The sequence below is a fragment of the uncultured Merdimonas sp. genome, from assembly GCF_963929015.1.
Lineage (GTDB): Bacteria > Bacillota > Clostridia > Lachnospirales > Lachnospiraceae > Merdimonas.
Genome location: NZ_CAWVHE010000013.1, coordinates 348,976 through 362,533, shown reverse-complemented (window position 1 = coordinate 362,533; position 13,558 = coordinate 348,976). Strand labels below are relative to the sequence as shown.

Genomic DNA, 13,558 nt, shown 5'->3' with positions numbered 1-13,558 from the left:
GGCTCTTATGTATTTTTTCCATCCACTTCGATGATGTCATTTTTTTGCTCGTCTGTGAGTGTGCCGTAGATGGATTTCTTTTCACTTGCATTTTTTCACCTTCTTGTTTATAATATTTTTAGCGACTCCACATTGGAATGTAAAAATAATCATTTTTAATTACTTAAGTAGATACATATTGGAATGTAAAAATAGTGATTATTCTAATTGTGGGGTATTTGAATAGAGAGGATATCCTCTCTATTCTTTTTCGTCCGGAACAAGAGAGATAACAAACTCTTTCTTCTTGCAAATCAGAGTAATAGTTGCTTCTTTATCATCGTCCCCTTCGCTTTCAATCTCGACATGGTCTGGTACGATTGAAAATATTAGCTTTCCGCCTTCAAACCTTTCATCGTTGATTATAAACTCAAATCTCACAGTCCTCTCGAGCGTGTTGCGAAAATCTGTTATGGCATCCCAGCTCCCATGCTCCTGCGCGATAATTATCCGAAATCGCGGATCGAACATGATCCCTTCTCCAAATTTTTCGCTTAACACACACAACTCCTTTTTCTCTGTCCTGAAGAGAACTCTCCGCACAATATCAAAGTATTCTCCTTCGTGTTCGTAATAATCGTCAGATACGTTCTGACCGTTGTAAAAAATTTCTACTTCCATTTTCCCGCTCCTTTTTAATTATTATAGAAATATCCTCTTAATGTGTTTATGGAATCGCTTGTTTTTGACCTTTTTGAATTCTCTGCCATCATGTCAAGGGCCTGCATAAACATCTGTTTTTTTGTCTCTTCTGATTGTTCTTCTAACCAGCTAAAGAAATCATTCACCTTGTTTTTTGCAATTCTTTCCTGTCTGTCCATGTCATCAGCCTGCAGTCTTTTCAGTTCTTCGTCTGTGATGTGCACCGGGTCGTTGTCAATGTAGATTCTGTGAAGATCATCATGACCATCTATCTTGCTTGAATAAGCTTTCCCGTTCCACGCTCCGCTGTACTGTGTTCCTTTATAGTTTACAACATTTATATTTTTCATTTCCGTTCTCTCTTTGTTTATTTCTTTTTATTTTTAAAATTAGGTTTTATCTTTTTATAGCATCATACCTATATCAAAAAACATTCTTGCTTCAGCCGGGCAGGGACGGCTCATCGAGTCGGCCCAGTCTTCCGGATCCACGAAATCCATCAGGACACCGATTCGCTCATTCAGGCTGTCCGGGATTCCGATGCTCATCGCCCGGGGTAAAATCATCGAAAAATACTTTGTAGGAAATATATCAGCGTTTGGATAGGGGTTGTGCGGCTCGCGGCCGTTAAACTGATTATGGTTCATAATCTTTAAGAGCTCTTTATAGCAGGCCCCCAGCTCCCTCATCAGCTCGTTGTTGGCGTACAGTTTAAACGCCGCAGCATTCTCCGCATCCTCACTCGTGACCCTGCGTAATAGCTTCGTTACATAATCTGGACACTTCCGTTTTTCCGCCTCCCAGTCCTCCAGGGTTCTAACAGGAATACCATAGGCTCTGGAAAATTCTGCGCGGCTCATGCCGGTTTTTTCTCTAATTTCTCTGATTTCGCTCACTTTTATTAACCTCCTTCTCTTATCTTTCGCGAATCCTGTCTTCAGGAATGTTCGAAAAATATTTATCGATTTCGTCGCGGTAAAACCAACCGTTGTTTTTGTGCTCCCCAATCTGGTAAGCATGTCCATCGGCAACCAGATCATCGAGATCTGTATATCCGTCAGCGATTAGTCCGTTGATATAATCGTCATCCGTTAATTCAGGAGCCATGAGCTGATCGAACAATGTGTCTCCGTGTTTTTCCTGATATGCTTTTTTGAAATTCATGATCCATCTGTTAAATGCTTCTTTGTTTTCGAATTGTTTTTTCATATTTACTACCTCCTAGGTATATTATCTATCTGTTGATATTATAATACCACGCATTGCGTGGTATGTCAACAATAAAATAGTAAATTTTATACGTTTTTCTATCTATTAGTTTCTTTTGTTTTGCCATAATAAAAGGCCCTCGAGTCAAAGAGTATCTTACAGCTCGATAATCTTTGTTAAAGATATAATGTTAAAAGACCAACACACAAGGTGCTGGTCTAGTTATGGTGCCATAATATATTTTAATTCCTCTTGTGCAGCTTCCTTCCCTTCAATAGGCTACCGCTTGATTTCTTCCGGCGCATATATCTCCCCAGAGTGTATTGCCTTTTTCAAACGCCACTACTTTATTGATTTTTCCTATATGGTGATCCGGCAGCATACCAGAAAAACCATAATAAGTATAGTTACCTTCTTTTAATTTTATCATGAGACCAATTCTGGTGCAATGCCCTGATCCTTCGGATCCTATCGCCCTCCATGATGACCACGCTCCGCTAACGCTCATCATTCCGGTTGATTGCCAGGATTGCATGCCTAAGCTTTCGCAGATCCACTAATATCCAAAGAATATCCAGTGTATGATCATAATGAATATTCCAAGAAAAGGAGTCAGTCCGAGAAAAATCTCTTCAAACATTTTACCCCTTCTCTTTACAATGTCTCTCTTTTCTGTCATAATAAAACCATCCTTTCATTTCTGATTGGTGCCGCCGGTGTAGTTTCTCAGGCTTTCCCGGCGGCTTTTTATTGTTGATTTAAGTTTCTAATATTATAATACTCTAAAATTAGAGAAATGTCAACGTATTATATTCAAAAATTAGAATATTTTCTTGATTGACTTTTCCAGCTGTAAATGCTATCCTACATATATAAAAACAGAAGGGAGCGATGCGGATTGATTAAGTATAAAATAGATGTTTTTGATGAATTAAAAAAGCATGGGTATAATCAGACACGCATACAGAAAGAAAAACTTTTGCCTGCACAGACAGCGCAAAACATTAAAGCCGGGAAAAGTATAACACTTGAAACACTAAATAAAATATGTATCATGTGCAAAATGCAGCCGGGAGATATCATAGAAGTAGTTCCGACAAATGAAGAAATCATAAAATATTATTGAAAACGCATTGACAATATTCTAATATTAGAGTATAATAAATACAGTTAAAGAAGGCAAGGCTTTAACAAAATAAGTGAGGTGAAAGGATATGATAACAGAAATGGGAATGACGGATTTACAGTTCAAGAGCTGGTTAAAACAGATTATCAGAGGGCTTGAAAGTGCAAAAGAAGAAGACACAAAAGAGGAAACGGACAAGAAACTTGACGAGATGTTAAACGACCTGAAGGAAGATTTACAAGGTTAAAAGGCAACTGAGGAGGGCGGGCTTGCCACCGCTCCCCACACAAAAAGAATATCACGGGAATCAAAATAAATCAAGGTGGTGGATCGGATGAATGAAACAATGATTGTATAGGTGTCAATGATTGGTAACACTTCACCCCGAAAGGAATGTCAAGGGTAAGGTGGAGATTCCCGCAGGGAATACTACCTGACCTTGACATTCTCTTTGTGATATAATGGTGTGCGGCGGCAGCATCCTTTGCTGTCGCCCTTGTCTGCTTTAAAACATAACTCCCTGATACATTCTTACTATCGTATTCGGACTTCTCATTCCTAAACAGGTTTTGATTTTTCTAAAATGGTATGCAGAAGCTTTTCCGGAACGATGGAAAAAGTTAAACAGTGATCAAAAATAACCCTGTCATGCTTTGAAGTTATATTGAGCCGCCTATGCCAAACAGCATGTACGTTGGTATAAGAAAGGAGAAGAGTGTTAGTTTAATAAAGAAACTGTCGTTCCACATGTTTTTGCACCAAGAGCCAGGCCTTTGAAAGACCGGGCTCTTATTTTTTCGCAAAAAACAGCTATCCAATTATTTCGTATGGCATCCACATTAAAATCTAAGAATTTTTCTTTTTATTGAGACCTTCCGGTATCTTTTTTTTTGCAGGAAATTTAAAAGTTTCGGCAGGAGAAAAAAAGAGCATAAGACGGAACTGACATCAACTTCGTTGATGCCCAGGCAAAGCCTGGGGTTCCTATGCTCTCAGATTTTTGCAAAATAATAGCATTCTGCTATCATAGCAAAAATCGAACAATAATAAATTATTGTTATTGAGTTTTTATGTGGGATGTATTAAAGTTAAGTCAGAAACGAAAGAGAGAAAGGAGGTCATGCGTGACCACCTTGCTTTCGGAGGGAGTAAGACGCAGCAAGAGGATGACAAGGTGGAGAGCCAGAGGAGGTCATGAGTGAATTTTCTGATGCCCTGATCGAATCATGTTTTGAAAGGAGAATTTGAATGGCTGATATATCTATTAGAAATCTGGATCCTGTGATCGTTGCGAAGCTGGACTATCTTGCGAAAAAGAATAAGATCAGCAGGGAGGAGTATCTTCGGAGATATTTGTCGCGGATTGCAGAGATGGACGAACTGGTCCATCTGGATGAAAAGTATCGGAATCTGGTGTCCGTATTGGCAGACCGTATGGAACAGGCAAATGATATCATTGCAGAGAATACGCTATTGCTTGAGAGGCTTGAAAAGAAACTGGATGCACAAGAATCTTTGGAAAGTTCGGAAGGAAGAGATACAGAGTATGAGTAGGAAACAAAAAATTTTTTACATAGAGGAAGAAAATCTTAAGAAAGTGGATGAACTAAAAGTCCAACTTGGTTTTTCGTCCGGAAGTCAGGTGATCAATTATCTGATCAGCCAAACCCAGGAGAGTCAGGAAAAACGGATTGCTCAAGCGGTAAGGAAAGAACTGGAAGAGAATTATCTGCCTAAGGAAAGGATCCGTTGGGGAGTTCAGACGGCAGAGCAAAATTCAATGATACTCCTGGACGCAATGAATACGATCCTGCATAAAGAACAGCTACAGATCTGCATTCCTGTAGAGTTTGTTCCATCTCCAGTGATCAAAGAATCACAGGAAAGGATCAAGGAAAAGGTCCGATATTTTAAACAGAAAAGTGATGAACGGAAAAGCAAGGGAAAAGATTAGGGAGCGGGTGGTCACGCGTGACCACCTGGAAGCAACATACACGACCCGGAAGGGTGGTCACGCATGACCACAGGAGGTGAAAAGAGTAGGAATGGAAAACATCAAGGCAGGTGTAGTGGTTGTGACCAAATTTTGTCGGCCAGGAGCAATGAAGTTTCAAAAATACATTGACTATATCGACAGGGAGGAAGCCGTTCGCAGTGAACACAGCATGGAATACAACCTGTATGCTGATTATATGGGGAATCCGGAAAAAACAACCGGTCTTTTTACAGCGGATAAAGACATGTTGGATGACGCAGAAAAAAAGGAGTTAAAGAGCAAGATGGTCTCTGCACGAGATAATGGATCTCTTATGTGGCAGACGGTCATATCGTTTGACAACCGATGGCTGGAAGAACACGGCCTGTACGACAGTGCGGCAAATATCCTGGATGAAAAGCGTCTGAAAGGAGTCACCAGAACTGCGGTAGAAAAAATGTTAAAAGCGGAAGAACTGGAGCATGGACTTTGGAGTGCAGCCATTCATTATAACACCGATAACATCCATATCCATGTGGCCACAGTAGAAACACAGCCCATGCGAAAAAAGAAAGAATATGTCCAATACCAAACTGTGATGGAAGATGGACATAAGGTCAAAAAGCCTGTTTTGGATGCGTCAGGAAACTTGATGAAAAAGGAAGAGTATGTAGGGCGTTTTCGGCAAAAAAGCATTGAATTGTGTAAAAGCACGGTAGTGAATGAGATCATGAATGACCGGGACATCAACCTTCAGATCAACACGATCATCAGGGAAAGCATCCTGAAACAGAAAAAAGAAATAGAGTTATCAAAGGATGCGGAAATGCGGGACCAGTTTTTAAAGCTATATGAGGCACTGCCTGATGTGAAAAGAAGTTTGTGGAATTACAACAACAATGTTATGGAGTCGGTCCGGAAGGAAATTGATGCTTTGAGTGAAATCTATTTGAAAACATATCATCCGGAAGAATATCAGACATTGAAAGAATTGATGGATCGTCAGGATTCCGTTTATCAGCAGGCCTATGGAAACAGCGGAAGGAGTTATTCCAAAACGAAGATGACGGATCTGTTTACCAGGCTGGGGAATCAGATTTTAAAGGAAATGAAGACATATGACAAAGAACTCCGGGAACAGGGAGAAGACGTTTCCCACAGTCGGGATGATAAGGTGGAAGCTATGCCTTCGGAAGAAGAGAACATTCAGGATGTGAATCCGGATTTTCCAGACCAGGATTCTCTTGCGGAAGGTGATATCCCGAATGATACGGGAGTGAACACTAACTGGTGGTCTCGGGGATACAAAAAAGCGAAAAAACTTATTCTCAGTAAAGAACCAGACTACAAAAGGGCACTGGAACTTTTGGAAAGGGAAAGGGAAAATCCAGTCGCTTTGTATGAGCTTGGGAATTGTTACCAGTATGGGAGAGGCGTAGAGATTGATAAGATCAAGGCAGATGAATACTATCGGAAAGCATTCCAGATTTTTATGAAAACCTATCGGTCCCTGGGAGAAGAAGAAAAGGGGAAATTTCTAGGCAGCTATCTTCCCTATCGGATCGGGAAACAGATCTACTATGGACAGGGAGTTGAGCAGAATTATGAGGAAGCCCGCAGATGGTTTAAAGAGAGTGCTGAAAGGGAAAATATCTATGCAATGGATGCCCTTGGAAATATTTACTATTATGGACATGGCGTTCAGCAGGACATGGAAACGGCAGCGGAATACTATCGGAAGGGAAAAAAGTTTCCCTATGCAAAATACAAACTTGCAAAAATGCTGGAAGAGGGAAAGGCTGAGACAAGGGCAGGAGAATTTTATGAGCGGTATTACAGGGAAGCTTACCGGGCGTTTGAAAAAGAAGCGAAAGAATTTGAAGATGACAACTTGATGTATCGCATGGGAATGATGAACCTGAAAGGCCAGGGAGTCGAACAGAATACAGAGAAGGCAAAAGAATTTCTCGAAAAATCAGTAAAAAGTGGAAATGCAAACGCACAGTATCAATTAGCGAAGATCAAGATGAAAAGCAAGGATCTGGGAGAGATAAAAGAAGCAGTTGAATTATTAAAACTGGCGGCAGATCAGGGACATGAATATGCAAAAAAAGCTTTGGAGAGACTGGAGAAAAGAAATTGGATGTGGGAAAGACGTCGGCTCCATTCCGTGAGGATACGGGAACGGATCCTGCAGAAGAGGAGGGTGGATTCGGCTTTGGCATCGCTAAAGAAAGCATTAAAAGATGAAGTGGAAAAGAGAGAGAATGAGAAAGAACATGACGAAATGGTCTTCGGGATGGAAAGGTAAGGCCAGTGTTTCATGGGGGTGGTCACGCATGACCACCCCTATGAAACACTGAAATAATTGGTACAAGTAATTGACAAATAAATAATGCAATGATACTATATGTTATATTAGAAATGCAATGTTTGTAGCGGGGGGATATCTTCGGCAAAAAAATCATCGTCTTTCTTACAAAGGAAATGCAAAAATAAGTAAAGGTCATGTATGACCTGGAAAGAGAGGAGAAAATGAAAACAATTATTTTTTTGAACAATAAGGGTGGAGTAGGCAAGACGGCCAGCGTGACAACAATCGCTCATATGCTTGCGGAAAGATATGGGAAAAGAGTCCTGCTGATTGATCTGGACCCGCAGATGAATGCGACTTGTATGTTCAGTGAGATTGATTTTGTAAAACTTTTTGCGAAAGTGTACCATGGGGAGTCGGGATGTGAAGAAGGGAAGTCGGTGGAAGATCTTCTTCTGGACAGGAACCTGGATATCCATAAGTGCATTAAAAAAACGAAGTATCCAAACCTGGATATCATCTGCAGTTACCTGACGTTATCGGAAGCAGAGGAGCGGATGAAGGGGGATGTAAAAAGCCCGCAGCAATTTCGTCTAAAAAAACATCTGAAAAACGTGCAAAATGAATATGACTACTGTATAATTGATAGTAGTCCATCCGTCTCTATTGTGAATATCAATGGACTGGCGGCTGCAGACCAGGTTTACCTTCCGCTGCGTTGCGACGGAGGCAGCCTTCTTGGAATAGCGATCACAATGAACCTGGTACATACCGTTCAGGAATACAATCCAGATCTGCAGATCGGCGGGATGTTTTTTACCCAGTGGAATGGCCGCAAGAATGTGGCCAAAACGGTATATGAACTCCTGGCAGATGCGTTCGGGGAATATATCCTTCCGGTAAATGTAGGGACGAGCAAGAACATTGAAGAAGGGTCTCTGCTGCAGGAACCGTTGCTGGCTTACGATAACGGGAAGCATCCCTGTACGGTTACCAGGGAATATCTGGAAATTACAGAATACATCATGGAACATTAAAATTGTGTTAGGGCGGAAAAGGAGGAAAACCATTATGGGTAAATTTAACAAGGATAAATTAAGAGGGCTGGATTTGAACGAAGAAGAAGCAAGGACAGGAAGCGGGTACAAGGTGGGAAGCGGCCTCTTAAATGATGTGTCAAAAAGTGAAGGCATGGAGGAAGAGGATATCATTTATCTGCGAAGAGACCAGATTGAGAGAAATGAGAAGAATCATTACAGCATAAACGGGATTGAGAGCCTGGCCTGGTCTATCGAGAACATGGGCCTGATCCAGCCGTTGCATGTTACTCTGGGCGAGAATGGGAAGTACAAGCTGTTGGGAGGAGAAAGACGACTGACGGCGATTGATCAGCTGATCGCCGATCCAAAGGTAGAACAATGGACGGAAGAAACGTTGATCCGATGTGTGGAAAAAGCTCCGGAAACAATCAGTCTGCCACTTCCGGATTCTTTAAAAGAAGCACTGATGATCATTACGACAAATAAAGAATCAAGGGATTATACAGATGCAGACCGCATCATGGAACTGAAGGAATGGAAAAAGATCATAGCAGCTCTCAGGGAGAAAGGAATCAAGAGAATTCCTTATGTGGATCCGAAGACCGGGGAACAGGAGCTGGTGATCAAAGGATCCACCAGAGACCTTCTGGCAAAAACCACGGGAATGAGCCGCGGGTTTATTAACAAGATGGAAAATCTGGAAGCGCATGGCAGCCAGGCGTTGAAGGAAGCAGTCATGGCAGGGGAGACTTCCATCAATACAGCCAATGAAATGATCAACCACCTGGATGAGAAGGGACAGGAAGAGATGCTTGCACAGGCAGAGGCCGAGGGCGTGACCATCACACCGCAGATGATCCAGGAAAAGGCAATACAACAGCAGAAAAATGTCAATGTCATTACGGCAGAACGGTTTAAGCTGGACATCCGTGAAATTCTAAAATGTTTACGCAAAGAAGATTGTTATCTGGATGAAGCCGAGCTGCAGCGTTATCAGGATTGTTTGGAACAGTTACAGGAAATATTATGTATGTAAGGAGCCTTTCAGTATGAAAAAGACTACAAAACGGGGTGGAAAAACCACTTCTTTCTATATCACACAAGATCTACGGGATCTTGTGACGTTTCTGCGATACCGGGAAGAAATGAGCAAGCGGAATTTCTATCGGAGAGCAATGCGCTATTTTCTGGCAGGAGATCATCAGATCGACCCCAGGCTTCGGATTACGGAGCGGGAGGATCCGGAATATATTCGCAGGGATGTTCCGGAAACCATGACCTTTGATGTCGGTCAGATGATGCAGATCAAACAGGTGGCAGCGGAACAGGACTGCAAGGAGTGTCATGTAATCTTCCAGGGGGTTTTAAATTACTGCGCCATGTTGTTGACTATCGATCAAACAGGGGTTTCCTTGGACTAACCTTAGAGACAGCGAAGAGGGGTCATCTGTTTTTTTGTTAATTGTTTTTGCATTATATAAATATAAGCATTACATTGCAAAAGCATCAATGCAAATATGAAAAGAAGGGGTGGTCACGCATGACCACTTGTGATCCAGGAAAGGGAAGTGACTCTATGGAAAAGGACCAGACTGGAAAAAAGAGAAAAGGGAAAGCAGAAGATCTGACAGGTCGGGTGTTCGGCAGGCTCACAGTGGTCAGCAGAGCGGAGAACCGGGGGGGCCGGGTCTGCTGGAACTGCAGGTGTAGCTGTGGACAGGAAAAGGTTGTAAGGGCAAGAGATTTGAAATCTGGCACAGTAAAAAGCTGTGGTTGCCTGCGGAAAGAATTATCCGGTAAAAACAAGCTGGATCTTTCCGGGAAAAAATTTGGACGTCTGACTCCGCTGTATCCGATTGAAAATAGAGATCAGAAAGGATCTGTCTACTGGAGATGCCGGTGTGAATGTGGAAACATGGCCGAAGTCACAGCTGCGAATCTGGTCTATGGACTTACCAAAAGTTGTGGCTGCCTGCAGAAAGAGAACCAAAAAAAGATTCAAGAGCGGCTCCACCGGATAGACGGGACCTGTATTGAGTTCCTGGAAAAAAGAAAAACCAGATCCGACAACAAGAGTGGGTTCCGCGGGGTGTTTCAGAAGCAGGATGGCAAATATAAAGTGACCATCGGTTTCCGGGGAAAACGATATTCGTTGGGAAATTTCACGACCTATGAGGAAGCCGTGGAACGGAGGTTGAAAGCAGAACAGGACCTGTACGGAAGTTATCTGAAGGAATATTATCAGCGGTTTGGCCGGCAGGAAGACCGGCAGATACCGCAGGAGACGAAGGAGATGAAATGATGAAGCGGATGTTTGGACTGTTCCTGATTCTTGGCGGAATGGCTTGCTTTCTGTATCCGTCCTTACGGGATTTTCAAACACAGAAGGAAGTGGACCGAATTGTCCGGGAGCTGGATGTTGGGAATGAGGAAGAGAAGGAGAAGGGGGCAGCGGATCCCGGGAAGGGAGAAAAGGAGCCTGGAGAGTGGAAGATCTACTATGAAGATCTTTATCTGGAGTTTCAACAGTACAATGAAAGCTTGCTGCTCGGGCAGACAATCACGGATGCCTGGGGAGAAGGAGATCAGGAAGTACCAGAAGTCCGGCTGGATGGACAGGATGCCGGGCTGATTGGAGCGATTGAGATTCCGGACATGAAGACCAGGCTTCCCTTGTATATTGGGGCAACCAAAGAGAATCTGGCCAAAGGAGCGGCTGTCATGGCACAGACCAGTATGCCGGTCGGAGGCGAGAATACCAATTGTGTGGTTGCCGGACATCGGGGATGGAAGGGAAGTGCATATTTTCAATACATTGAAAACATGCAGCCAGGATCCAGGGTGTACCTTAAGACTCCCTGGTGGGATCTGACGTATGAGGCGGTGGGATTTGACGTGGTGGCGCCGGAAGATGTAGACAGTATCCGGATCCGGGAAGGGAAAGATATGCTTACGCTGGTCAGCTGTCATCCTTACCGGGTTGGCGGAGGTGCGCCCAACCGGTATCTTGTGTTTTGCGAGAGGGTTCCCGGGGATCCGTCTGAAAATGCAGCTTTGTCATCAGGCAGGGAAGGGACGGGAAAAGAGCCCGATGAACTTATGCCAAGGGGAAACGCATCCGGAGAGGAGAAAGAGGAGCAGGGCCTGATCCATGTGGAAAGAGTTTTGCGGATCGCTCTGCCATGTATCACGATCATTGCGGGACTCCTTTTATGTATCCGGGCATGGAGGAAAAGATAAGTCCTTTTACCTCTTACTATTCAGGGGTTTTGCCGGCGGCCCATAGCAAAAGACGCCGGCATGTTCATAAATCAAATCAATGAAAAAGAAAGAAAGGAGAAAAGTTATGAACAAAACAGTAAAAAAGATCTGTGCGCTGGCCATAGCAGCGGCCTGCGCAGCAATCCCCGCGGTCGGGGCCATGGCCGCACCAGAAGACCTGATCGAGACGAATCGGGCCTGCAGTATCACGATCCATAAGTACGATCTGACTGCAGCGGAAGAAGACGGAGTGGATGTTTCCGGATTCTTTGCGGATGGAGAGAAAGATGCCGATGCGGAAGAGGCTCTTAAGCGTTACCAGGTGGAGGGAGTGGAATTTACCTACGCCCGGGTTGGAAACATCCATACCGAAAGTGTAGGAGGCGATGTAAAGATTCTGTACGACATTCCAAAGGAGCTGGAAGGTATCCTGGGACTTACGGATGTCAGGGGGAATCATAAGCATACGTCAGATGAGATCAATGACGCCATGAAAGATGCCCTGACAGAAAACACAAAGACCAAGAATGCATTGGAGGATTACATTCAGCATATATCTGGCAAGGCTGCGATGCCGCTGACCAGTGAAAACGGCATTACCAGCGCAACGAACCTTTCGACAGGTTTGTACCTGGTGGTGGAAACAAAGGTTCCGGCCAGCGTACATACCACGGTAGATCCGTTTTTTGTCTCGCTTCCAATGACGGACGCGCAAGGAGAATCCTGGTTCTATGACGTAGAGGTATATCCAAAGAACCAGACAACTCCGGATCCATCTCTTGACAAGATGGTGCGACAGGATGATGATGCCGTCCTTTACGACAAGCCGGAATATGCAGACACAGCGACCGGCTCTGAAGGAGACCGGATGGATTTCCTGTTTGTGTCCCATCTCCCACAGATCACATCCGGAGCAACATATCTGGAGCAATACACTTTTGTTGACAAAATGGATAAGGGGCTGACCTATGGTCAGGATGCTGCGATCTATTTCTACGAGACGGAAGAGGATGCAAAGACCAACAACACGGAGCATGCGATGGACGTCTGGGAGCATGGATCTGAAATGTTCACAGAGTCCCATGATGGCAGCAACTCCGATTACAACCAGATGACCATTCAGATGACAGCGGCGGGCTTAAAGGAGATCAATCCTGCAAAAGCGGGACTGTACATGGTCGTAGCTTATACCGCAACTGTGAACAGCGATGCGACCCCGGTCCTTGGTGACATGGGGAATGTCAATGACGTAAAGCTGACCTGGAAGCGGACGTCTGATGATGAAGTCAAAACTGTGGAAGACAAGGCGAAGGTATACACCTACGGCCTAGATATTGACAAGAAATTCAGCGGGTCCAAGAAAGGAGATGCAACACAGGTTGAATTTGTTCTCCAGAACCAGACGGATGGCCACTATGTAACAGCGAAACGGGAAGCCCCTGGCGTATATTATGTAACAGATGCAAATAAGGGCGCAACGGAAAAAGATGGGACCGTCTTTTCACCGGCGACTGACGGCTCCCTGGTGATCAACGGACTGGAAGCGGACACCTATGTGTTGACAGAAGTGGATACCGCTGACGGATTTGCACTTTTGAAAGATCCCATTCTCATTGCGATTACAGGAACAGAGGACCAGATCACACCGTCCCAGACTACCCGTTATGATTCTCAGGATGAGACAAACAATCCGAACAAGAACGTGATTGAAGTGGAAGGGGAACGGGCAAGCGCCAAGGTAGATGGGAAAGATGCTGCTATGTTGAGCCAGACAGTGAAGAACCTGGAGTCTTCCAACGCAAGCGTGGATATGGAAATCATCAACACACCTTCCTTTACACTGCCTAAGACCGGCGGATACGGCACGCTGATCTTCACCCTGGCGGGATGTATGGCAGCACTGACCGGCGTGATCATCCTGACACGGAAGGGAAAGAAAGAAGATGTGTAAT

The 13,558-nt window shown here is 44.0% G+C and carries 16 protein-coding genes; 11 read left to right on the top strand and 5 right to left on the bottom strand.

Annotation, left to right across the window (positions count from 1 at the left end; translation table 11 throughout):
- Positions 1-240: 240 nt before the first annotated feature.
- The 5 genes from ABGT54_RS08840 to ABGT54_RS08820 form a co-directional block, all read right to left on the bottom strand.
- Positions 241-660 carry a hypothetical protein gene (locus ABGT54_RS08840; protein ID WP_346663754.1) on the bottom strand — a complete coding sequence of 140 codons (420 nt, stop codon included), beginning with the start codon at positions 658-660 and terminating at the stop codon, positions 241-243.
- A 14-nt stretch (positions 661-674) separates the two neighbouring features.
- Positions 675-1,031, bottom strand: coding sequence for a hypothetical protein (locus ABGT54_RS08835; protein ID WP_346663753.1), 357 nt, complete (start codon positions 1,029-1,031; stop codon positions 675-677).
- Between the two features lie 54 nt (positions 1,032-1,085).
- A complete protein-coding gene (locus ABGT54_RS08830; protein ID WP_346663752.1) occupies positions 1,086-1,577 on the bottom strand; it encodes a helix-turn-helix domain-containing protein in 492 nt (163 codons plus the stop codon).
- 19 nt (positions 1,578-1,596) lie between these two features.
- Complete coding sequence (locus ABGT54_RS08825; protein ID WP_346663751.1) at positions 1,597-1,890, bottom strand: hypothetical protein; 294 nt, start codon at positions 1,888-1,890, stop codon at positions 1,597-1,599.
- Positions 1,891-2,161: 271 nt separating this feature from the next.
- Positions 2,162-2,320 carry a hypothetical protein gene (locus ABGT54_RS08820; protein WP_346663750.1) on the bottom strand — a complete coding sequence of 53 codons (159 nt, stop codon included), beginning with the start codon at positions 2,318-2,320 and terminating at the stop codon, positions 2,162-2,164.
- 468 nt (positions 2,321-2,788) lie between these two features.
- Between ABGT54_RS08820 and ABGT54_RS08815 the strand changes: the two genes are divergently transcribed.
- The 11 genes from ABGT54_RS08815 (at position 2,789) to ABGT54_RS08765 (ending at position 13,557) form a co-directional block, all read left to right on the top strand.
- Positions 2,789-3,016, top strand: a complete 228-nt coding sequence (locus ABGT54_RS08815) for a helix-turn-helix transcriptional regulator (protein ID WP_346663749.1) — start codon at positions 2,789-2,791, stop codon at positions 3,014-3,016.
- Positions 3,017-3,104: 88 nt separating this feature from the next.
- Complete coding sequence (locus tag ABGT54_RS08810; RefSeq protein ID WP_346663748.1) at positions 3,105-3,263, top strand: hypothetical protein; 159 nt, start codon at positions 3,105-3,107, stop codon at positions 3,261-3,263.
- 1,001 nt (positions 3,264-4,264) lie between these two features.
- Entirely contained in the window at positions 4,265-4,570 is a 306-nt protein-coding gene (locus ABGT54_RS08805) for a hypothetical protein (protein ID WP_346663747.1), read from the top strand.
- The gene (locus ABGT54_RS08800; protein WP_346663746.1) at positions 4,563-4,970 is read left to right on the top strand and encodes a hypothetical protein; all 408 of its coding nucleotides are present in this window, start codon (positions 4,563-4,565) and stop codon (positions 4,968-4,970) included. The genes ABGT54_RS08805 and ABGT54_RS08800 overlap by 8 nt, the downstream gene beginning before the upstream one ends.
- A 91-nt stretch (positions 4,971-5,061) precedes the next feature.
- Positions 5,062-7,302: a MobP2 family relaxase gene (gene mobP2, locus ABGT54_RS08795; RefSeq protein WP_346663745.1), complete on the top strand. Its 2,241-nt coding sequence runs from the start codon at positions 5,062-5,064 to the stop codon at positions 7,300-7,302.
- A 224-nt stretch (positions 7,303-7,526) separates the two neighbouring features.
- On the top strand, positions 7,527-8,342 hold the full coding sequence (locus tag ABGT54_RS08790) for an AAA family ATPase (protein ID WP_346663744.1): 816 nt from the start codon (positions 7,527-7,529) through the stop codon (positions 8,340-8,342).
- 34 nt (positions 8,343-8,376) lie between these two features.
- Complete coding sequence (locus ABGT54_RS08785; RefSeq protein ID WP_346663743.1) at positions 8,377-9,381, top strand: ParB N-terminal domain-containing protein; 1,005 nt, start codon at positions 8,377-8,379, stop codon at positions 9,379-9,381.
- Between the two features lie 13 nt (positions 9,382-9,394).
- Positions 9,395-9,766, top strand: a complete 372-nt coding sequence (locus ABGT54_RS08780) for a hypothetical protein (protein ID WP_346663742.1) — start codon at positions 9,395-9,397, stop codon at positions 9,764-9,766.
- A 155-nt stretch (positions 9,767-9,921) separates the two neighbouring features.
- Positions 9,922-10,647, top strand: a complete 726-nt coding sequence (locus tag ABGT54_RS08775) for a hypothetical protein (protein ID WP_346663741.1) — start codon at positions 9,922-9,924, stop codon at positions 10,645-10,647.
- Positions 10,647-11,585 (top strand): sortase, encoded by a 939-nt coding sequence (locus tag ABGT54_RS08770; RefSeq protein WP_346663740.1) that lies wholly within the window; start codon positions 10,647-10,649, stop codon positions 11,583-11,585. Before ABGT54_RS08775 ends, ABGT54_RS08770 begins: the two co-directional genes overlap by 1 nt.
- A 106-nt stretch (positions 11,586-11,691) precedes the next feature.
- On the top strand, positions 11,692-13,557 hold the full coding sequence (locus ABGT54_RS08765) for a SpaH/EbpB family LPXTG-anchored major pilin (protein ID WP_346663739.1): 1,866 nt from the start codon (positions 11,692-11,694) through the stop codon (positions 13,555-13,557).
- Position 13,558 lies beyond the last annotated feature (1 nt).